The 20,182-nt window shown below is 43.8% G+C and carries 19 protein-coding genes; 10 read left to right on the top strand and 9 right to left on the bottom strand.

What is annotated here, in order from left to right; all coding sequences use genetic code 11:
• The first annotated feature begins 65 nt into the window (after positions 1–65).
• Entirely contained in the window at positions 66–389 is a 324-nt protein-coding gene (locus tag MUCPA_RS10940) for an RNA recognition motif domain-containing protein (RefSeq protein ID WP_008506405.1), read from the top strand.
• Between the two features lie 47 nt (positions 390–436).
• On the opposite strand, the gene tsaA is transcribed toward MUCPA_RS10940, so the two are convergent.
• Positions 437–895 carry a tRNA (N6-threonylcarbamoyladenosine(37)-N6)-methyltransferase TrmO gene (gene tsaA / locus MUCPA_RS10935; protein WP_008506404.1) on the bottom strand — a complete coding sequence of 153 codons (459 nt, stop codon included), beginning with the start codon at positions 893–895 and terminating at the stop codon, positions 437–439.
• 182 nt (positions 896–1,077) lie between these two features.
• On the opposite strand from tsaA, the gene MUCPA_RS10930 reads away from it, so the two are divergent.
• Positions 1,078–1,983: an RpnC/YadD family protein gene (locus tag MUCPA_RS10930; protein ID WP_008506403.1), complete on the top strand. Its 906-nt coding sequence runs from the start codon at positions 1,078–1,080 to the stop codon at positions 1,981–1,983.
• 59 nt (positions 1,984–2,042) lie between these two features.
• Positions 2,043–2,222: a hypothetical protein gene (locus tag MUCPA_RS10925; protein WP_040625835.1), complete on the top strand. Its 180-nt coding sequence runs from the start codon at positions 2,043–2,045 to the stop codon at positions 2,220–2,222.
• 144 nt (positions 2,223–2,366) lie between these two features.
• Here the strand turns inward: MUCPA_RS10925 and MUCPA_RS10920 are convergent, their stop codons facing one another.
• On the bottom strand, positions 2,367–5,144 hold the full coding sequence (locus MUCPA_RS10920) for a glycosyl hydrolase (RefSeq protein ID WP_040627333.1): 2,778 nt from the start codon (positions 5,142–5,144) through the stop codon (positions 2,367–2,369).
• A 239-nt stretch (positions 5,145–5,383) separates the two neighbouring features.
• On the opposite strand from MUCPA_RS10920, the gene MUCPA_RS10915 reads away from it, so the two are divergent.
• The 6 genes from MUCPA_RS10915 (at position 5,384) to MUCPA_RS35980 (ending at position 13,167) form a co-directional block, all read left to right on the top strand.
• On the top strand, positions 5,384–5,818 hold the full coding sequence (locus MUCPA_RS10915) for a MarR family winged helix-turn-helix transcriptional regulator (RefSeq protein ID WP_008506401.1): 435 nt from the start codon (positions 5,384–5,386) through the stop codon (positions 5,816–5,818).
• Between the two features lie 58 nt (positions 5,819–5,876).
• On the top strand, positions 5,877–8,282 hold the full coding sequence (locus tag MUCPA_RS10910; protein WP_008506400.1) for a 3-hydroxyacyl-CoA dehydrogenase/enoyl-CoA hydratase family protein: 2,406 nt from the start codon (positions 5,877–5,879) through the stop codon (positions 8,280–8,282).
• Between the two features lie 102 nt (positions 8,283–8,384).
• Positions 8,385–9,563, top strand: coding sequence for an acetyl-CoA C-acyltransferase (locus MUCPA_RS10905; protein WP_008506399.1), 1,179 nt, complete (start codon positions 8,385–8,387; stop codon positions 9,561–9,563).
• Between the two features lie 113 nt (positions 9,564–9,676).
• Positions 9,677–11,467 carry an acyl-CoA dehydrogenase family protein gene (locus MUCPA_RS10900; protein ID WP_008506398.1) on the top strand — a complete coding sequence of 597 codons (1,791 nt, stop codon included), beginning with the start codon at positions 9,677–9,679 and terminating at the stop codon, positions 11,465–11,467.
• A 237-nt stretch (positions 11,468–11,704) separates the two neighbouring features.
• Positions 11,705–12,199, top strand: a complete 495-nt coding sequence (locus tag MUCPA_RS10895) for an FKBP-type peptidyl-prolyl cis-trans isomerase (protein WP_008506397.1) — start codon at positions 11,705–11,707, stop codon at positions 12,197–12,199.
• Between the two features lie 5 nt (positions 12,200–12,204).
• Positions 12,205–13,167 (top strand): FKBP-type peptidyl-prolyl cis-trans isomerase, encoded by a 963-nt coding sequence (locus MUCPA_RS35980; protein ID WP_008506396.1) that lies wholly within the window; start codon positions 12,205–12,207, stop codon positions 13,165–13,167.
• Between the two features lie 73 nt (positions 13,168–13,240).
• On the opposite strand, the gene MUCPA_RS10885 is transcribed toward MUCPA_RS35980, so the two are convergent.
• From MUCPA_RS10885 to MUCPA_RS10855, 7 genes are all read right to left on the bottom strand, one after another.
• Positions 13,241–14,554 (bottom strand): cryptochrome/photolyase family protein, encoded by a 1,314-nt coding sequence (locus MUCPA_RS10885; protein ID WP_008506395.1) that lies wholly within the window; start codon positions 14,552–14,554, stop codon positions 13,241–13,243.
• Between the two features lie 98 nt (positions 14,555–14,652).
• The gene (locus MUCPA_RS10880; protein WP_008506394.1) at positions 14,653–16,005 is read right to left on the bottom strand and encodes a hypothetical protein; all 1,353 of its coding nucleotides are present in this window, start codon (positions 16,003–16,005) and stop codon (positions 14,653–14,655) included.
• Positions 15,986–16,549, bottom strand: coding sequence for a hypothetical protein (locus MUCPA_RS10875; RefSeq protein ID WP_008506393.1), 564 nt, complete (start codon positions 16,547–16,549; stop codon positions 15,986–15,988). Before MUCPA_RS10875 ends, MUCPA_RS10880 begins: the two co-directional genes overlap by 20 nt.
• Positions 16,546–17,106, bottom strand: coding sequence for an RNA polymerase sigma factor (locus MUCPA_RS10870; protein ID WP_008506392.1), 561 nt, complete (start codon positions 17,104–17,106; stop codon positions 16,546–16,548). The genes MUCPA_RS10875 and MUCPA_RS10870 overlap by 4 nt, the downstream gene beginning before the upstream one ends.
• Positions 17,107–17,170: 64 nt before the next feature.
• Entirely contained in the window at positions 17,171–17,704 is a 534-nt protein-coding gene (locus tag MUCPA_RS10865) for an AAA family ATPase (protein WP_008506391.1), read from the bottom strand.
• Positions 17,701–18,333, bottom strand: coding sequence for a nicotinamide riboside transporter PnuC (pnuC, locus tag MUCPA_RS10860; protein ID WP_008506390.1), 633 nt, complete (start codon positions 18,331–18,333; stop codon positions 17,701–17,703). Before pnuC ends, MUCPA_RS10865 begins: the two co-directional genes overlap by 4 nt.
• Positions 18,334–18,343: 10 nt before the next feature.
• The gene (locus MUCPA_RS10855) at positions 18,344–18,586 is read right to left on the bottom strand and encodes a helix-turn-helix domain-containing protein (protein WP_008506389.1); all 243 of its coding nucleotides are present in this window, start codon (positions 18,584–18,586) and stop codon (positions 18,344–18,346) included.
• Between the two features lie 445 nt (positions 18,587–19,031).
• Here MUCPA_RS10855 and MUCPA_RS10850 point away from each other — a divergent pair, with 445 nt between their 5' ends.
• Positions 19,032–20,171: an acyl-CoA dehydrogenase gene (locus tag MUCPA_RS10850; protein ID WP_008506388.1), complete on the top strand. Its 1,140-nt coding sequence runs from the start codon at positions 19,032–19,034 to the stop codon at positions 20,169–20,171.
• Positions 20,172–20,182: the final 11 nt, after the last annotated feature.

The raw sequence follows: 20,182 nt of genomic DNA, 5'->3' as shown, positions 1-20,182 counted from the left end.
ATTAACATTATCATTACAATTAGCGGGGCAGTAATGCGTATCTTTGTAGAAACTTTTAAATTTTAATGAAGATATTTATTGCAGGGCTACCATTCCAGGTCGAGGAAGAAGAATTGACAGCCGTTTTTGGTGATTTTGGGCATGTAAAATCACTTAGGATCGTTAAAGATCGTGAGACAGGACAAAGCAAAGGCTTTGGCTTTGTTGAAATGACAAACGACGATGAGGCTAAAGAAGCCATCAAAAACATGAATGGCGCTGATTACTACGGACGCAGAATTTCTGTAGCCGAAGCTGAAGATAAGCCAAGAACCGGCGGTGCCGGTGGCAATGGCGGCGGGTTTAAACGCAATTCAGGCGGCCAGGGTCAAAAAAACTTTAACCGTTAAAACATAAAAAAGCCGGATATCAAAAATGTCCGGCTTTCTTATTACTCCTATTTCCAGTAATCCTTCATCAGGTTACTTACCCAGGCCGGTTGTTTAATCTCGCCCTTGGGTTCAAATTCCCTGAAAACAGGTTTAATGTCTAATACCGGGGTACCATCAATAGCGTCAAGGTATTTCACCATGATGGTTCTGCCTTTGTGCTCCAGTAATTCTACGGTGCATATTCCTATCTGGTTTGGGCGGTCTTTTTTGCGCTGCCCCAATATCCCCATCTTTGGGTACTTGGTATTGCCTCTCGGGTGTCCCGAAAAAATAATCTCGCCTGGCTCAACCTGATCGAAATAGTAAATAATTTCCAGGTGCGAAAACTCCTCCAGGTTATCCATCGCCTCGTCGGGTATGTGGTTCAACAAGGTAATTTCCGAAATCGTATCGCCCCAGTTATCATCTGTTGCTTCAGTTCGTTTATTGGTTACTTTAGCTATGGGGTATACAATAATATCCATTTACAATCTTAATAAAAAAACGAGAAGAAATTGCTGCAAAGGGACAGCATATATCGATTATTTCCAGCTTCGCTTCAAACTCGTATGTTCAAAGGTTACTTTGGGGAAGACTGTTTTTTGCGGTCATAGTCACCCCGGACATAGTTTAACTTTGTTACCTTTAAGCTGCTATTTGTTAGAAGATGAAAAGAAACCATGATATTTTATGGAAGGGCACATTGGAAGATCTGTTTGATGATTTCCTCCGTTTTTTTTACCCCGAAGCCGAAAGCCTCTTTGAGTTTGATAAGGGATTTCAATACTTGGATAAGGAACTCGATCAACTTTTTCCGGCGGAAGCCGGGAACCACGCGCCGAGGTATGTTGATAAACTGGTCAAGGTTTTTACTAAAGGTGGTGGTGAGGAATGGATACTTATTCACATCGAGGTTCAATCTTATACGGATCACGATTTCGCACAGCGCATGTTTCAGTACTATTACAGGATACTTGATTTATACCAGAAGCCTATAACTGCGTTTGCGATCTTCGCGGATACCAATAAAAACTTTCATCCGAAACGCTATGAACGGGAATTTTTAGGTACGAAGATAGTATACAGCTACAATACCTTGAAGATCATTGACCAGGAAGATACGGTGTTACAGGAGAGCGAGAATCCTTTTGCTATGGCTGTCTTATCAGCTAAACTGGCGCTGTCTCGCAGCTCACTACAGGATCAGCAACTATTTGACCGGGCTACCGATATTGCCCGCCGGTTATTGGGTAAACAAATGCCTAAAGATAAGATCCGCAAGGTGATGAACTTTTTAAAGTATTACCTCAGCTTTGAAAATCCGGATATGTTTGCTAAATTTGAGAAAGAGATTGCTATATTAACAGAAAGGAGTGACACTATGGGCTTAGAAGAGCTTTTATTAGCCGAAGCCAAAAAAGAAGGTAAGTTGGAAGGCAAGCTGGAAGGCAAGTTGGAGGGTAAACACGAGGGTATTGTTGCTGTTGCTATTGAGATGAAAAAAGATGGTATCCCCAATGAGCAAATTGCTAAGTTTACCAAACTTTCGATAGAAGAAATTGAAAAATTGTAATTAATAAAATTGAGCTTCTGCTTTAATAAGTAGGAGCTTTTTGGTAAATAGTAGTTATTATGGGCTTAGAAGAACTTTTATTGGACGAAGCCAAAAAAGAAGGTAAGCTGGAAGGCAAGTTGGAGGGTATACACGAGGGTATTGTTGCTGTTGCTATTGAGATGAAAAAACATGGTATCCCCAATGAGCAAATTGCTAAGTTTACCAAGCTTTCGATAGCAGAAATTGAAAAATTATAATGTCTAACTAAATATACCGAAGCCCCTGTTTATTAAAACAGGGACTTTTTACTTACAAGGCTATTCAAAGATAATTAGCGGCGACCAAGGATGTTTATAATGAATGACCATGACAAAATACTGTACTTATAACCCCAAAACCAACTAATTAACCGGGGTTAATGTAACCGGCCCAATTAATCCTGAAGGCATTACCTTCCACTTACAGGCATCAAAAGGCTGGTAGTTGATATTCACAAAATTAATTTCGTGGTATTTACGCCATTGAATGCCGTTTTGATCCATATAGCGGATGCGGTTAGCCATTAAGTTGGCCACCTCAACCTTAATGGTGTTTTTGCCCGGTTTTAAATATTGGCCCACCCTGGCGCTAAATGGTATACTCCAAAAAATGCCCGCATCGGCTCCGTTGATATACACATGGGCGCTCTCGCACACCTTACCTAAGTTAAGGATGTAATCGGCTGCTTTGTTGGCCGGAATATCAAAGGTGGTAGTATACTCAGCACTACCGGAGAACGATTGTGTTTTGGGATCGGATGATTCCGTCCACGAACCGAGTTGGTTTAGCTTTTCATCTGCCGGTAACTCCGGCCCGCCTTTGGTAAAATGCAGGTTCCACCCGTTACCGAGAGCCAGGGGGGCGCCTGCTTGCCCAATGTATTTCCAGGCAGCAGTTTGCATAGGCGCGGCACTTGCTTTTAAAATGAGGGCTTCGCCGGGTTGCATTTGCACACGCACCATCGTTTTATTATTGGCGGTGTTTGCTATAGCTTTGCCATAACTTCCGCTTTGCGGATCCATTATTAAAACAGCCGCCGCCTTAAAGTTTAAAGGGATATTGGTATCGATAACTTTGGCGGTATGGTTAACCAGGTAATAATATTTACCACCGGGAATTTCCCTGCGGATAAACTTTAATCCGGTTCCGGTTAAAGCCTCTCCTGTAATATTTTTCAATTGAAGTGCCTTTTGAATATCTTCCGACAGCAGAATCTGGCCTTTACCTATACCGGATTGCTTTACACCGTTTCCCGCATCGGTAAAATTTAGCGTAGCCAATGTGCTTTTTAGTTTGGTACGGCGGGCGTCAAGATCATTTAATCCGGGTACATCCTGGGGCAACTGCTGGATGATGATGGTTGCCCCGTCTTTAGCCAATTGGATAATTTTATCCAGCGTAGCCAAAGGCATATAGTGGCATTGCGGCACAACCAGCACCTTGCGGGTTTGTGCATTAGCAGCAGTGCTGATCTGACCGTTCACTACGCTTGATTGCTCCAGCATCCCGTCGGATACAAAATCGAAAGCGTAGCCAGCCTTTTGCAGCTCCATAGCCGATTTATAAAAGTTGGTGGGGTGCAGCCATTTATCAATGCCATGGATGGCGAAGGGCATATCAATTCCCTCAGGATTACTCCATGCATCGTAAATTGGCCAATACATCATCAGTTCGTTATCTGATTTTCCGGCTTGTAAAACCGATTGGCAGCGGGTGATGTAAGTATTAAGTCCGTTTAAGTGCGGCCACCAACTGTTATCGGGTACAAAGTTGGTGGAGGCATAAAACAGCCAGCCCGGAAATTGAATATCCTCCGGCGAATAGGTGGTGCCATGAAAAAAAACATGGTTTACACCGGCCAAAAATACTTGCTCGAGCTCCGGTTTGCATTGCGATAACGATCCCTTAAAGTGCTCGGCCAGCCAGGTAAAAGTTTCTGATGTGGTATAAGGCTTGCCGTTAACATGCGCGGCTGACGAGGCAAATTTCATCATCATCGGGTCCGGGTCTACGTTACGTACATCGGCACTATCGCGGCGCAGGCCGGGTATATCAAACTTACTTGAGCCAAAGGTTTCGCACTCGGGGATATCAACGGCGGCATACAAATCTAATATGTTGCCGGGCGAGCCGTGCGATTGGTTTCTGGATAGGCTATTGTATTTATGCGCCCATTTGGTCCAATTTAAGGTAAAGTTATCCAGCAGCATCTGGCTCATGGTTTCGCGGTAATCCGTTTTAACACGGGCAACCGCATCTATATTGTCGTTGCTGTTTAATTCGCGCAAGTGCAGGCGCAGGTCATAGCCTCTCAGGCGCTTAAATTCCTCGAAAAACCCGGGCGACCAGTTGGCGCCATACACTTCATAACTATCGTTAAAATAAGAACCGATTCCGGGCGACTTACCACCAAAACCTTCATCAAAATGTTTTAAATAAACATCTACAGCCTGTTTTGATAAATGGTCCATCACATTGCCCTCGCCGCCCGGCGCTGCTCTTTTTACCTGCTGCAATGTTTTGCCCGAAAATGCGGCGTAAATATCCCAGTTGCCGCTTGCCGGTTTCCAGTTGAGCATACCATCCGGCGAAAGCTTATCCAGTAAATTAATAACCTCGCCTTTATCGCTGTAAGCCGTAAGGGCTTGCAATGGCGCTCCCGCTTTACTTTGTTTGGCATCGGTCACGGTTATTTTATCTGGCAGGGTTTGCCCGGTCGAAAGCTTGTAGTTCTGAATAATCAACTTAGCAGCGGCATTTGCAGATTTAATCTGCGGGCCGCCAAAGGGCCAGCCTGTGCCGGTATTCATATCTACCGCCATGCCCAGGCTTTTAGCCTTTGATACCGTAAAGTTTAAGGCGCTCATCCATCGGGGCGAAAGAAATTGCAGGTAACGGCTTTCGTAACCTATGGCTCCATATATCGGCGTTACCTCAACTCCACCAAAGCCAGCCTTACTGTAAGTTTCCAGTAATCTGCCTGTGTTTTTATCATCTACTGCATTGCCCATCCACCACCAGCGGGTATAAGGGCGCATTTCTTTTTTTACCTCGGGCCAAGCAGTTGGCTTTGCGGTTTGGGCATGTACCATGTTCATTGTAAGGCAACTCCCGGCAAAAAGTATCAATAATTTCTTCATCAATAAAACAGGTATGGGTAATTGGTTTATCATCCGGGCAGCCCGGATCAGTTTACAAAGATATCAGACCAGGAGAAGAAACCATCCTGTAGCATGCTGATTTAGGGTTAAGCCACATACGTCCGTGGTGGCATATATGGTAAGTATCTTTAAATTAATAGTTGTCCTGCTTTTTCTCGCACATTATGCTTGCATATTAAACTTTTACTGTTTATATTTGTTATGCTTGCATAGTAAATATGAACCAACAAGAAACCGTAGATTATTATTTAAAGGTAGTATGGCAAACAGTGGCTAACCGGTATAACCAGTTAGCTTCGGAATTTGGTATCACCCAATCCATTGGTTATTTACTGATTAACATCAATGAGAAAGAAGGTACAACGGTTTCGCAGGTTGCTGCTTTGCTTGGGCTAAAATCAACCAGTTTATCGCGTATGTTAAGTACACTGGAGCAAATGGGCTTGATTTACCGGGAATCAAATAAAGGAGATAAGCGTTCTGTGAAGATCCATTTGACCGAATTAGGTAAAGAGAAAAGGCATTTGGCTCGGGTAGTTGTACGTAAGTTTAACGATTACCTGAACGATCACATCAGCGAAAGCGAAAAACAACAATTGATAGAAACCTTAAAAAAAATAAATCAATTAACCATTGATTATAAACCAGAGTAAAATCCTGATACGATCTTTCTTTATCCGAATGATTTTAACATTGGAATAAATCTAAAAAATGAAAAGACTAATTAAAAAAGTAGCCGTTTTAGGATCCGGTGTAATGGGGTCGAGGATAGCATGCCACTTCGCCAATATTGGGGTAGAGGTGCTATTGCTGGATATTGCCCCCAAAGAGCTGGCGCCCGATGAGCAGGCTAAAGGGCTTACACTTGACAATCCGAAAGTAAAGAACCGGATAGTTAATACAGCGCTCGAAACGGCCATTAAATCAAATCCATCACCGGTATATACCAAATCTGTAATCAACCGGATTACAACAGGCAACTTTGATGATAACATGAAAGATATTGCCGGTTGCGATTGGACCATTGAGGTAGTGGTTGAAAACCTGGATATTAAAAAGAAGGTTTATGACCAGGTAGAAAAATTCCGTAAGCCAGGTACGCTCATCACCTCTAATACATCGGGTATCCCCATCCATTTAATGGCTGAGGGTAGGAGTGAAGATTTTAAGGCGCACTTTTGCGGAACGCACTTCTTTAATCCGCCACGCTATTTGCGCCTGTTGGAAATTATCCCTACACCACATACCAGTGCCGAAGTTGTTGATTTTGTGATGCATTACGGCGATCAATTTTTAGGTAAAACTACGGTTTTATGTAAAGATACACCGGCCTTTATTGCTAATCGTGTGGGCGTATACTCTATTATGGCGCTATTGCACCTGGTAGAAAAAATGGACCTGACGGTTGAGGAGGTGGATAAATTTACCGGTCCTGTTTTGGGCAGGGCAAAATCGGCCACTTTCCGCACCAGCGATGTGGTTGGTTTGGATACCATGATTAACGTAGCCAACGGATTGTACAATAACCTGCCGGATGATAAGGCACACAATTTATTTGTACTGCCCGAATACGTGAAGAAGATGGCCGAAAACAAATGGCTGGGCGATAAAACCAAACAGGGCTTTTATAAAAAGGTAAAGAACGCCGATGGCTCGAGCGACATTTTAGCGCTCGATCTGAAGACATTGGAGTATAAGCCGCAGATCAAAGTTAAATCGGCAACGCTCGACGCAACTAAACCGGTTGAGAACCTGCGCGAGCGGATGAGGGTTTACGCTAAAGGAACCGATAAAGCCGGAGAGTTTTTTAGAACATCGTTTTACGGATTGTTTGAATATGTAAGCGACCGGATCCCCGAAATATCCGATGAACTATATCGTATTGACGACGCCCTAAGGGCCGGATTTGGCTGGGAGCTTGGGCCGTTTGAAGTTTGGGATGCTCTGGGTGTGAAGGATACCGTTGCCAAAATGAAAGAAAAAGGTAACGAAGCCGCCGCCTGGGTACACCAAATGCTGGATGCCGGTAACGAAACTTTTTACAAGGTGGAGAACGGCGTTAAAAAGTATTACGATATCCCAAGTCAAAGCTACAAGGCCGTTCCCGGTACGGAAAGCTTTATTATTCTGGATAACATCCGCGAAAGCAAAACCATCTGGAAAAACTCGGGCACTACCATAACCGACCTGGGCGACGGTATTATCAACCTGGAGTTCCATACCAAAATGAATACCATTGGTGCTGAGGTTTTACAGGGTATAAATAAAGCCATTGATATTGCCGAGAAGGATTACCGTGGTTTAGTGATAGGCAATGATGGCGCCAATTTTTCGGCAGGAGCCAACGTAGGTATGATATTTATGATGGCCGTTGAGCAGGAGTGGGATGAGGTGAACATGGCTGTCAAAATGTTTCAGAACACCAGTATGCGCATCCGTTACTCATCAATACCGGTAGTGCTGGCCCCGCATAATTTAACCTTGGGCGGTGGTTGCGAGTTTTGCCTGCATGCCGATCACGTTCAGTTAAATGCCGAAACCTATATGGGTTTGGTGGAGTTTGGTGTGGGCTTAATACCCGGTGGCGGCGGTACCAAGGAGTTCACGCTCCGGACATCCGACGACTTTAAAGAAGGGCAGATTGAGCAGAACGTTTTAAAAGACCGTTTCTTGACCATCGGTATGGCCAAAGTATCAACCTCGGCTGCCGAGGCCTACGATCTGGGCTACTTACTCAAAGATAAATACAGCATCAGCATGAACCGCAGCAGGTTGATTGCAGACGCCAAAGAAAAAGCGATTGAACTGGCTGATGCGGGATATACCCAGCCTGCGCATCGTAAAGATATCAAGGTATTGGGCAAAGCCGGTTTGGGTATGGTTTACATCGGCGCCAATTCCATGTATTCGGGCCATTATATTTCTGAGCACGATAAAAAGATCTCTGAAAAGTTAGGCTACGTCATGTGTGGCGGTGATTTGTCCTCACCAACATTAGTCACCGAACAATACCTGCTCGACCTGGAACGTGAAGCCTTTTTATCGCTTTGCGGAGAAAGAAAAACACTGGAAAGAATACAGAGCATTATAACCAAGGGGAAACCTTTAAGAAATTAGAGCCCCCTCTAAATCTCCCCCGGTAGGGGAGACCAATAATTAAGTCATTAAAAGAAAATACAAAGTCCTCCCTACCGGGGAGGATTTAGGAGGGGCTAAAAAATGCAAGAAGCATATATCATAGCAGGATACAGAACCGCGGTTGGAAAAGCGCCACGTGGCGTGTTCCGTTTTACAAGGGCCGACGACCTGGCTGCAGAAGTGATCCGGGCCTTAGTGGCTTCGGTTCCGGGATTGGATAGAGAGCGGATAGATGATGTGATTGTCGGTAACGCTACACCCGAGGCTGAGCAGGGGCTCAACGTGGCCCGTTTGATATCGCTGATGGGATTGGATACTGATAAGGTGCCGGGCGTGGTGATGAACCGTTACTGCGCGTCAGGACTGGAAACCATTGCCACGGCGACAGCCAAGATCCGGTCCGGCATGGCCGACTGCATTATTGCCGGTGGTGTCGAGGTGATGTCGACCATACCGATGGGCGGATGGAAAATTGTTCCGAACGAAACGGTTGCCGTAGCGCACCCCGATTGGTACTGGAACATGGGCCTTACCGCTGAGGCTGTGGCTAAGGAGTACAAGGTAAGCCGCGAAGACCAGGACGAATTTTCTTATCAATCGCATCAGAAAGCTATCAAGGCAATCCAGAACGGACACATGAAAGAAGGCCTATTGCCCATCACCGTAAAGGAAACTTACCTTGACGAAAACCTGAAAAAGAAAACCAGGCAATATGTAGTTGACACCGACGAAGGCCCGCGTGCCGATACCAGTGTTGATAAACTGGCCAAATTAAAGCCGGTTTTTAGTGCCGATGGCGTGGTTACGGCGGGTAATTCTTCGCAAACTTCGGATGGGGCCGCCTTTGTGCTTATCGTATCCGAAAAAATGCTCAAGGAGCTTAATGTACAACCTATTGCCCGTTTGGTAAGCTATAGCGTGGCCGGTGTACCACCACGAATTATGGGTATAGGGCCCATTTACGCTATCCCGAAAGCACTGGCGCAAGCCAATATGAAGCTTGATCAGATCGATCTGTTCGAGCTGAACGAGGCTTTTGCATCGCAATCGTTAGCCGTGGTTCGCGAATTGGGCATCGACCAAAGCAAGCTCAACGTCAATGGTGGTGCCATAGCACTCGGCCATCCGCTGGGCTGTACAGGCGCCAAGTTAACCGTGCAGTTGATGAACGAATTGAAACGCAACAACCAGAAATACGGAATTGTAACGATGTGCGTAGGCACCGGGCAGGGCGCGGCCGGGGTGTTTGAAATGTTATAGAGGAGCCCCACCCAACCCTCCCCGGTAGGGAGGGCTTTTAAAATTGTAAAGTTTGAACCAACATAAAAATCAAAATCAAAGTCCTCCCTACCGGGGAGGATTTAGGAGGGGCTATGGAAACAACAGAAAAAACAACCATTAAAGGCGGCGAGTTTATCATCCGCGAAACTGAGGCCGGTGATATTTTTATACCCGAGGAGTTTGATGAAGAATCGCAGATGATCAAAAAAACCTGTGAGGACTTTTTGGCTACTGAGGTGCTTCCCAACCTGGAACGGATTGACGCGCAGGAAGAGGGCCTGATGCCAACGCTGATGGATAAAGCCGGCGAATTAGGCTTGTTGAGCGTATCCATCCCTGAAGAATACGGCGGTTTTGGTAAAAACTTCAATACCTCTATGCTGGTTGCGGATGCTATAGGCGCCGGTTATTCTTTTGCCGTAGCACTGTCTGCCCATACCGGTATCGGCACTTTGCCTATCCTGTATTATGGTAACGAAGAGCAGAAGGCTAAATACATCCCCAAACTGGCTTCGGGCGAGTGGAAGGCTGCTTATTGCTTAACCGAACCTAACTCGGGCTCCGATGCCAACTCTGGCCGTACCAAAGCTAAACTGAATGCCGAGGGAACTCATTATTTGATTACCGGTCAGAAAATGTGGATCACTAACGGAGGCTTTGCCGATGTGTTTGTGGTGTTTGCTAAAATTGACGACGATGCCAACCTGAGTGCATTTATTGTTGAAAAAGCTTTTGGCGGGATCAGCATGAACCCGGAAGAACATAAATTGGGCATCAAAGGGTCGTCAACCCGGCAGGTGTTTTTTAACGATTGCCCGGTTCCGGTTGAAAATTTATTATCAGAACGCCAGAACGGGTTTAAAATAGCAGTGAACATCCTGAATATCGGGCGGATTAAATTGGGTGCGGCGGCTATCGGCTCATCGCGCATGGCGCTCAATTACGCGGTTAAATATTCAAACGAACGTGTGCAGTTTAAGTTGCCCATCTCCAAATTCGGCGCTATCCGCTATAAGATAGCCGAGATGGCTACCCGCATTTACGCCGTTGAGAGTGCCGCTTACCGGGCGGGGCAAAATATTGATGATGCCTATGAAGCCCTGCACGCCAGTGGGATGGACCTGGCGAAAGCCAAACTCAAATCAACCGAGCAATTTGCTGTTGAATGTGCCATATTAAAGGTATGGGGATCTGAAATGCTGGACTATGTGGTTGACGAAGGTTTGCAGGTGTACGGCGGTATGGGCTACTCTGCCGAGGCGCCTATGGAGCGTGCCTATCGTGATAGCCGCATCAACCGGATATTTGAAGGTACCAACGAAATTAACCGGATGCTGATTGTAGATATGCTTTTAAAACGGGCATTAAAAGGTGAACTGGACCTGATGACCCCAGCCCAGGCAGTGGCCGGAGAGTTAATGGCGATACCTGATTTTGCCGCCGAAGACGACGCAACTTTTGCTTACGAGAAAAAGATCCTGAAAAATTTAAAGAAAACCGGGTTGATGATTGCAGGTTCGGCCGTTCAAAAACTGATGGCTACTTTAGGTAAAGAGCAAGAGATATTGATGAACATTGCCGACATCATTGGCTATGTATATGTCGCTGAATCAACCATCCTGAGAACAGAAAAATTAGTGAAGTTACGTGGCGAGGATGCTTGCAAGGGCCAGCTGGATATGATGAGGATTTACTTACATGAGGCTGTAGACCATGTTTACATAGCAGGTAAAGAAGCATTAAATTCGTTTGCTGACGGCGATGAGTATACCGCGATGATGATGGGCTTGAGGCGCTTCACCAAAACTACGCCCTTCAATATTAAAGATGCGAGGCAACGGGTGGCTAAACAGATTATCGAAGCCAATAAATATTGTTATTAACTGACCTTAATAAATAATGCCAGGCCGCTGCCCCAAAAAGGGTAGCGGCCTTTTGTTTTAATTGTAAATTGAAAACGGCGTGAAGGAACGCTTTGAACTAAACTGTTTTTTTTAGCGTTAATCCTTCATTGCGTACTTTAGCCAGTATAAAACACTTATTTTAAGTAAAAATGTGTTAAAAAGTGTTAAGGTTCTGTTTTTGAATTTTAAAAGGATAAATTTGCCCTTTGTAATAAAATGGGGAAAGTACTGTTGATATGTTTGGCTTTGTGGTTTTGCCTTTCGGGTTGCGCGAAAGACAATACTGTTGAGCGTCAGGCGTTGGCGCAGGCTGCTGTCGACAGCGTGATCATACGTAAATACATTGCCGATAATAATTTAACAAACGTGGCCAAGGAGATTAAAACTACCGGGGAGTTTTATATTATTGATACCTTGGGTACAGGTAATGTTTTGTTTACCAGTTCAACGCTGGTTACGGTAGGATATACCGGGAAACAGCTTGGCGGTACCATCCCTTTTACGCCAACCAACAACTTCCATCCGTCGTTTGTGTTAGGCCAGGTTATAAAAGGTTGGCAATTAGGTATTCCTTTGATAAAAAAGGGAGGAACCATCAGGCTCATTGTGCCTTCAGGATATGCTTATGGGCCATACCCACAACCTGATTTAAACTTACCGGCAAACGCGATACTCGACTTTACAATAAAACTTTACGATATAACCAACTGATTTAAATGAAACAACTTTTATATGCCCTGATGGCATTTTGTGCATTCGGCCTTTTATCTTGCAGAAAAAACAGCGACAATTTCACCATAAAGGAATTTGATGCCGACCAAATAAAAACCTACATTAAACAAAATAATCTCACCGGCATGAATCCAGTGCTATCCGGCGGCGATACTACCGGCATCTACTATCAGATTATCACCCAGGGAAACGGTAAAGTGATTGATTATCCCGATAAAATATCATTTGTGTATTCGTTTAAAACATTCGATGGTAATTTCAGTTCTACCGATACCATTTTAAACCACACTTATAACTTTACAGCTTATATTGCGCCTAATGGCTTACAGCTGGCTCTTAAAAATATTGTTAAAACCAAGGGTTCAAAGGTGCGCCTATTAATACCATCTCGTTTAGCTTATGGTATAAACGGCACCACCATCAGTCGCTATACATCAGAGAATACAACCAGCACAGGTATTATATCGGGTAATCAATGTTTAGATTTTACCGTTAATTTGCTGGATGATGATGTTACTAAACAAGCCGCTTATGATGACTTAAGTATCAAAAAATACATCAGCGCGAATGGATTAAGCGGCTATATTCCTATTACGACGGGAACGTATGCAGGCGTATACTACAAAATTCAGCAGGCAGGTACCGGAACCGACCTTATCGACGTGAATTCGAACATCGGCGTACAATATACCGGTACTTTACTTAACGGGGCTATATTTGATGAGGCCAACAATAACGATGGCACAGCGGCAACCACACTTACTTTATTAGACGGACTTACCGCCTGGCAAGGGGTTTTACCAATGGTAACCGCCGGAGCAAAAATATCCATCTTGTCTCCATCGGCGCTTGCCTATGGCACAGCGGCTGTCAGTAAGGGGTCATTCTCCATTCCGGCGTTTAGTTGCGTGCGTTATGATTTTAACATCATAACCGTTACAAATTAATGCTGGGCGATAATTAGCCATAGACTTGGCCCAATAACTGAATAAGGTATATTGGGCTTTCAAGGCGCTTGACTCAAGACTTGCTCAAGGCCTCTTTAAAGACTTTTAAACATCGCTCACGGGCGAAAGCATGATCTACAATGGGTTCCGGGTATTTGCTGAAATCAGCATATTCCGGGACCCATTTTTTTACGTATTGTAGTTTGGGGTCGAATTTTTTTAATTGCAGCTCAGGATTAAAAACCCTGAAGTAAGGTGCCGCATCCGTTCCAGATCCGGCTGCCCATTGCCAGCCGCCAACATTGCTGGCCATTTCATAATCTAACAGTTTACGTGCAAAATAGCGCTCGCCCCAGCGCCAGTCTATCAGCAGGTGCTTGCTTAAAAAGCTGGCTACAACCATGCGTACCCGGTTATGCATATAGCCTGTGGCGTTAAGTTCGCGCATGCCTGCATCAACTAAGGGGTAGCCTGTTTTGCCCTCGCACCAGGCTTTAAATTCGGTTTCGTTATTGCGCCAGCGGATGCGGTCATATTCGGGTTTAAAAGCATGATCGGCAGTTTGCGGGAAATGATACAATATCATCATATAAAATTCGCGCCATATCAGTTCATTCAGCCATGTTTTTTCTTCTGCGCCATAAGCATCTGTTGCCAGTTGCCTGATGCTCACCGTGCCGAAACGCAGATGGAGGCCGATATGGGAAGTGCCTTTTATTGCGGGGAAGTCGCGTTGCTCATGGTAGCCGGCAATAATAGTTTTATACTGCTTATCCGGAAAATGAGTTTTACTTTCTGCAAACCCCATCGACTTGAGTGTGGGTAACTGGAAAGGAGACGTTTTTGAAATATTGTCCAGGTATTTACGGGTGGGGTACGGCTTTAGGTAAAATGGTTTCAGTTTATCATACCATTTGCGTTTATAGGGGGTAAAAACAGTATAGGGTTTTTGGTCATCCTTAACCACCTCGCCTTTTTCAAAAATTACCTGGTCTTTGTAGGTGTAAAACTCAATGTTTTTCTGTGTAAATAATTCCTTTAATTCAGCATCCCGATGGCGGGCATAAGGCTCATAATCATGGTTGGTATAAACCGCCGCTATATCATATTCGGCTAATACCTCGTTCCAGGCTTGGCCGGTACTGTTGTATTTAATGAGTATGGATGATGATTGCTGTTCCCTTAATTCATTATTTAATGCCTCAATGGTTTGGTAAATAAAAGTAACCCGCGCATCTTCCCTGTCTTCCAGTTGGTTTAATATTTCGGTGTCAAATATAAATAAGGGTAAAACGGGGTGCCCGCCTTTCAAGGCATAGTACAAGCCCGCGTTATCGTCTAATCTTAAATCTCTCCGGAACCAAAAAATACTGACTGTTTGCTTCATTTATGCTGTTGTGTTTGCACAACGCATAGTTAATAAAAAGGTTTGGTTATAGAAAAGCCCGACTTTTACGGGCCGGGCGGTATTTACATTGAATTGAATTACTGAAACTGAACGCCGTTATAAAGGTTATTGATAGTTATTTGGGCGTCCGAATTATTTTTACCTACGTAGCCGGTATATGATTTGGTTGCAACATAATGCTTTTCATCGCCGGAGGCTACTCTTGTTATTTTTACCTTATCGTTATCATACTTAAAATCATTCAGTTTTACCGATACCGCAAAGTTGAAATTATTATACTTTTTGAGCCCCACAACCACATCGGCCATGGCAGAATTAACCGTGAGGTTTTTTAAATTATCATCAATCTGACTTATTTTTAAACCTTCGCCGTAGCGGATAGAGATATTTCCCGAAGTTTGGATCTTGTCGATATCTGCTGAAACATATTTAGCTATCAGATTCAGATTATTAGCGGTGCCTATTTTAAGGCCATGCCCGTTAGCGTACTCGCAGGTGAGGGTGCTGCCATTGATAGAGCCGATGATAACATCACTGAAACGTGTATTGATGGTATTATCGTTATTGGTCAGTTCTTTAGCTATAAAATTGCCATTAGTGCAGGCAATTGCTAATTTGCCGTCAAAATCAGGAAGGGTAATTCCGCCGAATTTATTCTTGATATCCAATGGGCTTTTAGAGGGCATATAAATAGTGTAGTTTACTTCAACCTTATGCGCGTGCGTTACGGTTTTGCCATTGCTGGTCCATAACCCCCATGAATTTCCGCGGTTGGCAATTTTGGTAATAAAAGATATCACATGGTCGGTTTTGCTATCGGCAATACTTACGCCATCCAGCAGTTTTTGGGCCTCGTCGTCATCGCCGGCAATGCCTTTAATTTCCACATCAATTTTAAACTCGTTTTTGTGCCAGGTATTGATCGTTACTTTACCATATTGATTATCTATCTGCAGTTTATCGCCAGGGCTAACCGAGTAGCTTTTACTGTAATTTTTTATCTTTTGTTTTACCTCTCCATTTTTAATTTTCTCTTCGAGTTTTTGATCCGATAAATCATAATTGAAATTAAAGTTGCTGTTCATAGCTTGGTTTAAACCTTTAAAGCTCTGGTTTAACCCCTCCATTTGCTCTTTGGTAATAGGTGCCGCAGAAAACATTTTATAGTTAAATTTAGGTAACGCTTTAAAAGTCTGTTTAAGTTGCGAGTCTGCAAGCGTTAAATGTTTAAGTGCAAGCTGCATCTTTTGGTTGGTTTTAAAGCTATCGAGCCTGCTTTGCATATCCTTAAGTTTAAGTTCAAGGCTCTGCATTTTTTGTTCCAGCTCTTTTTCCTTATCAGATGATATTACCTGGCTGTTGGCATAACCATGAATGCTTAATGCGATAACAATGGTACACAGGGTTGTTTTAAATATCTTTAGTTTCATAACGTTGTTCCTTTTTTATTTCATTAAATTGTTCTATCACTCTCAGTTGCTGATTAAGCACCTCGGTTTGTATCTGCAAGTTCCGGATCATTGCATGTAAAACACGTTCCTGGTTGGGGCTGGTAGCTAAATCGGTATTCAGTTTTTTATAGGTGGAGTCCATTTTGGCAATGTCGCTGCTAAATTCGCGGTACAATTGCGGGTCGTTTTTAGCCAGGTTTTTTAACTCCATGCGTTTGCTTTCAATCAGCGATGAATAATGTATCTGCTGCCGGGCATATTCAGGGTTAATATCGGCCAGGTTAACACTTGCCGATTTTTGATTTTTTAAGTAAAATATAAAGCCTGCCGCCATTACTACAATAATTGCGGCCGCTACTCGCATTACAAAACCAAGGGTAAAGGTTTTAACCTTAGGCATTGGTTTTGAGGCTTCCGCCGCCGGAAGCTTTTTTTCTATGCGCTCCCACAGATCATTTCCTGGTTCCAGATCATCAAAACCGGCTTTATTCGTTTTGATGAAATCTTCTAATCGCTTGCTCATGATACTATTCCTTTCTGTTTCAATAATTCAATTAACTTTCTTTTGGCTCTTAAAAATTGTGTTCTTGATGTGTTTTCGCTGATGTTTAAAATTTGTCCAATTTCTTCATGATCATAACCCTCCAATAAATAAAGCGACAAAACCAGCCTGTACCCGTCGGGCAATAACTTCATGGCTTCTTTAATCTGGGTAACCTTGTAAATCAATTCGTCATCTTCGGCTTGATCATCATCAGCCAGGTTTTCAATTTGCTCATCGCTGATGTCAACCAGATCCATTTTGCGTTTTCGCAGCAGGTTGATGCTGCGGTGCACAACAATTTGCTTTAACCAAACGCCGAAAGTTGTTTCCTGACGGAAATCTTTGATCCGCGCAAAGGCGTCCAGGAAAGCTTCCTGCAATACGTCCTCAGCCTCATTTAAATTGTCAACTATCCTGAAAGCGGTATTTAACATCGCTTTCGAGTATAATTTGTACAATTCGTAATGGGCTTTTTTGCTTCCTTGTTTGCACTCAACCACCAGGTTATAATGCTTGTCTACATAAATGGCTTCCAAATTTTAATCAGCTTTCAGGTTAAATGACACAACGTATTCAGAAACGTTGCACCCGAGCTGCAATTTAGCGGGAAGAATTTAAAAAATTATCAATGGCGTTAACCGCGCTTTCGTATCTATCAGCCCCCAAGCCCGAAATCACTACATAGTTTGCATTTAAGGCCTGTAGTTCGCGGTGCCAAACTTCCATAAAATGTTCGCGAAGGTGGGGGAAATCGCGAAGCGGATCATCTTCCCAGGGAAGATCAATATTCAAGAGTAGATAAAAATCGTACTGGTGATGAGATAGCTCGTCAAGCACTTCCTGCGGTGATTGGCCAAACATCTGGTCGCTCCATATCTTTACGGTAATAAAGGTGGTATCGCATATCAGCAACCGGTTTGCCTGTGGCAGTAATTCATTTTCTATTGCTATCTGCCCATGAAACATATTGATCTCGTCCTGCCAGGTGGGTGGAGCGGTTAGTGCATCGCAATATTCACGGGCGTACTCCGGTACCCAAACCGTGTGGTAATGCTCAGCCAGGTAGGCCGACATGGTAGATTTACCCGTTGACTCCGGGCCAACAATAGCTATTTTTAATATCCGATCATTCATACTCCGGGCTGTTGTTGTTTACGATAAGTTTTGCGCCAGTCTAAATATCCAAAAATTGCCAGCCCGGTATAAACCGCAAACAACACGGCGGTTAAACGCAGGTCTTTCATGGCATATACACCAATGTAAATCAGGTCAACAAATATCCATATCAACCAATTCTCTAAAATCTTCCGGGCCAGCAACAGCTGCGCTATTAAACTGCACACTGTACAAAAGCTGTCGAGGTATGGAAATGCCGCCGGGGCGTAATGCAAAACCGGCGCCAGCTTAGTTAACAAAAAGCCAAGGGTTGGCGATAAAACCGCAACCGCGAGTGCAGACCACCAGATCTGTTTTCTGGAGATCAGCTTAACCGGTATGGATTTTTCATCTTTTGGCCGCATGCTCCAGTAATACCAACCGTAAATATTGCTGATAAAAAGGTATACGTACTGGCCCATATCGGCATAGAGGCGGTGCGTGGCAAATATAAAAATGTATATGCCGGTGCTGATGATGGCGAAGGGCCAGTTCCAGATGATGTTTAGCGCCGCCAGCAGCACGCATAACAAACCCGTAGCAAAGCCAATTAATTCCAGCCAGCTTTGCCCCGACCACCAGGCTTCAATCGCTTTGATAACTTCCATTAATTGTTACTTAATAAATACCCTGGAAGAAACCCGAAAGGGATACATCAAAATAGTAGCATATTTTGCGGAGGGTATCCAGGCGGATATCAACTTTGCCCGATTCAAGGCGCGCAATGTTAATGTTTGTTTCGGTGTAAAACTTCTCCTGGCTTACCTGGTTTTGCCTGCGCAGGCGCTTGATCTGTAGTGCTACCTTTTTTTTAAAAGCAATTTCAGAAGTATTAAGATATTCAAAATCAGTTAAAAGCATTGTATGGTATTTGTGTCAGAAATATTTATTTAATAATATAATTAAACCTTTCCACTAAACACGTGTCTTATAAAACCTTTAAAAAAAAGCCCCTGACGCAGTTTTGTAGAGCTCAAATCATTAAGATGATTAAAGATAAATTAAATTTACTGACGTTTTAGTATTTGTTTCGACATATTTATGAGATTACCTTTGATTAACATTTACGGCCCTACAAATATCTTTGAAATAATTATTTTACATCTACCTATCAAAAATTTTTGTTTTGAATTCTCAGACGCCCATGCTGAGTAATTTGTGTTCTTTGTTTGGGTTTAATCAATAGTTTAAATTAATTAGGGGAAAGGGAGCTTCAAAAGAGCTCCTTTTTTTTTATGGAAAATATATTACTATGCATGCATATGATTATATTTGATCTCAGTTAACCTTTAGCATATAACATTTTATGTATTTCGATTTATCAGAAGAACAGATCATGATTCGGCAAGCTGCCCGCGATTTTGCCCAGTTTGAACTAAAACCAGGTGTTATTGAGCGCGACGAACATCAAAAGTTTCCGGCAGAGCAGGTGAAGAAACTCGGCGAACTGGGCTTTTTAGGAATGATGGTTGATGCCAAATATGGCGGCAGCGGCATGGATACCATATCGTACGTTTTGGTAATGGAAGAACTTTCTAAAATAGATGCATCAGCGTCGGTAGTTGTATCGGTTAACAACTCGCTGGTATGTTATGGTTTAGAAAAATACGGTACCGAAGAGCAAAAGCAAAAATACCTGGTGCCTTTAGCTAAAGGCGAAAAAATAGGAGCTTTTTGCTTATCGGAACCCGAAGCGGGATCAGATGCTACATCGCAGCACACAACTGCCATTGATATGGGCGATTATTACCTGCTGAACGGTACAAAAAACTGGATCACCAACGGCGGTTCGGCGTCAACCTATTTAGTGATAGCGCAAACGCACGCCGAACGCGGCCACCATGGCATTAACGTCCTGATAGTTGAACGCGGGATGGAAGGCTTTACTGTTGGGCCAAAAGAAAATAAACTGGGTATCCGCGGGTCTGACACCCATTCGCTGATGTTTACAGACGTTAAGGTACCAAAAGAGAACCGTATCGGAGAGGATGGCTTCGGATTTAAGTTTGCCATGAAAACACTGGAAGGCGGCCGTATCGGTATTGCTGCCCAGGCTCTCGGCATAGCGTCGGGCGCATATGAACTGGCGCTGCAATATAGCAAGGAACGCAAAACCTTCGGAAAGCCACTGGCCGATCATCAATCCATCCAGTTTAAACTGGCCGATATGGCAACCGAAATTGAAGCCGCGCGTTTGCTTTGTTTAAAAGCAGCCTGGCTGAAAGATAGCGGCCAATCTTATGCGCTGGCAAGCTCTATGGCCAAGCTGTTTGCATCCGAAGTTGCCATGAAAACAACTATCGAGGCGGTGCAGATACATGGTGGTTACGGCTTTGTAAAAGAATACCATGTGGAGCGCTTAATGCGCGATGCCAAAATAACGCAGATATACGAAGGCACATCCGAGATACAAAAAATAGTGATATCAAGGGAGATCTTGAAATAGACGCTTAGCTG

Origin of the sequence: Mucilaginibacter paludis DSM 18603 (genome assembly GCF_000166195.2) — a bacterium.
Taxonomy (GTDB): Bacteria; Bacteroidota; Bacteroidia; order Sphingobacteriales; family Sphingobacteriaceae; genus Mucilaginibacter; species Mucilaginibacter paludis.
This window is presented reverse-complemented; position numbering and strand designations above follow the sequence as displayed.

Bases quoted from the DNA above. Each gene is read 5' to 3' on its own strand.
- MUCPA_RS10880 (WP_008506394.1), bottom strand. From the start codon at position 16,005: ATGAAACTAAAGATATTTAAAACAACCCTGTGTACCATTGTTATCGCA.
- MUCPA_RS10885 (WP_008506395.1), bottom strand. From the start codon at position 14,554: ATGAAGCAAACAGTCAGTATTTTTTGGTTCCGGAGAGATTTAAGATTA.
- MUCPA_RS10855 (WP_008506389.1), bottom strand. From the start codon at position 18,586: ATGCTTTTAACTGATTTTGAATATCTTAATACTTCTGAAATTGCTTTT.
- MUCPA_RS10920 (WP_040627333.1), bottom strand. From the start codon at position 5,144: ATGAAGAAATTATTGATACTTTTTGCCGGGAGTTGCCTTACAATGAAC.
- MUCPA_RS35980 (WP_008506396.1), top strand. From the start codon at position 12,205: ATGAAACAACTTTTATATGCCCTGATGGCATTTTGTGCATTCGGCCTT.
- MUCPA_RS10930 (WP_008506403.1), top strand. From the start codon at position 1,078: ATGAAAAGAAACCATGATATTTTATGGAAGGGCACATTGGAAGATCTG.
- MUCPA_RS10850 (WP_008506388.1), top strand. From the start codon at position 19,032: ATGTATTTCGATTTATCAGAAGAACAGATCATGATTCGGCAAGCTGCC.
- MUCPA_RS10865 (WP_008506391.1), bottom strand. From the start codon at position 17,704: ATGAATGATCGGATATTAAAAATAGCTATTGTTGGCCCGGAGTCAACG.
- MUCPA_RS10940 (WP_008506405.1), top strand. From the start codon at position 66: ATGAAGATATTTATTGCAGGGCTACCATTCCAGGTCGAGGAAGAAGAA.
- MUCPA_RS10905 (WP_008506399.1), top strand. From the start codon at position 8,385: ATGCAAGAAGCATATATCATAGCAGGATACAGAACCGCGGTTGGAAAA.
- MUCPA_RS10910 (WP_008506400.1), top strand. From the start codon at position 5,877: ATGAAAAGACTAATTAAAAAAGTAGCCGTTTTAGGATCCGGTGTAATG.
- MUCPA_RS10915 (WP_008506401.1), top strand. From the start codon at position 5,384: ATGAACCAACAAGAAACCGTAGATTATTATTTAAAGGTAGTATGGCAA.
- MUCPA_RS10895 (WP_008506397.1), top strand. From the start codon at position 11,705: ATGGGGAAAGTACTGTTGATATGTTTGGCTTTGTGGTTTTGCCTTTCG.
- tsaA (WP_008506404.1), bottom strand. From the start codon at position 895: ATGGATATTATTGTATACCCCATAGCTAAAGTAACCAATAAACGAACT.
- MUCPA_RS10925 (WP_040625835.1), top strand. From the start codon at position 2,043: ATGGGCTTAGAAGAACTTTTATTGGACGAAGCCAAAAAAGAAGGTAAG.
- pnuC (WP_008506390.1), bottom strand. From the start codon at position 18,333: ATGGAAGTTATCAAAGCGATTGAAGCCTGGTGGTCGGGGCAAAGCTGG.
- MUCPA_RS10900 (WP_008506398.1), top strand. From the start codon at position 9,677: ATGGAAACAACAGAAAAAACAACCATTAAAGGCGGCGAGTTTATCATC.
- MUCPA_RS10875 (WP_008506393.1), bottom strand. From the start codon at position 16,549: ATGAGCAAGCGATTAGAAGATTTCATCAAAACGAATAAAGCCGGTTTT.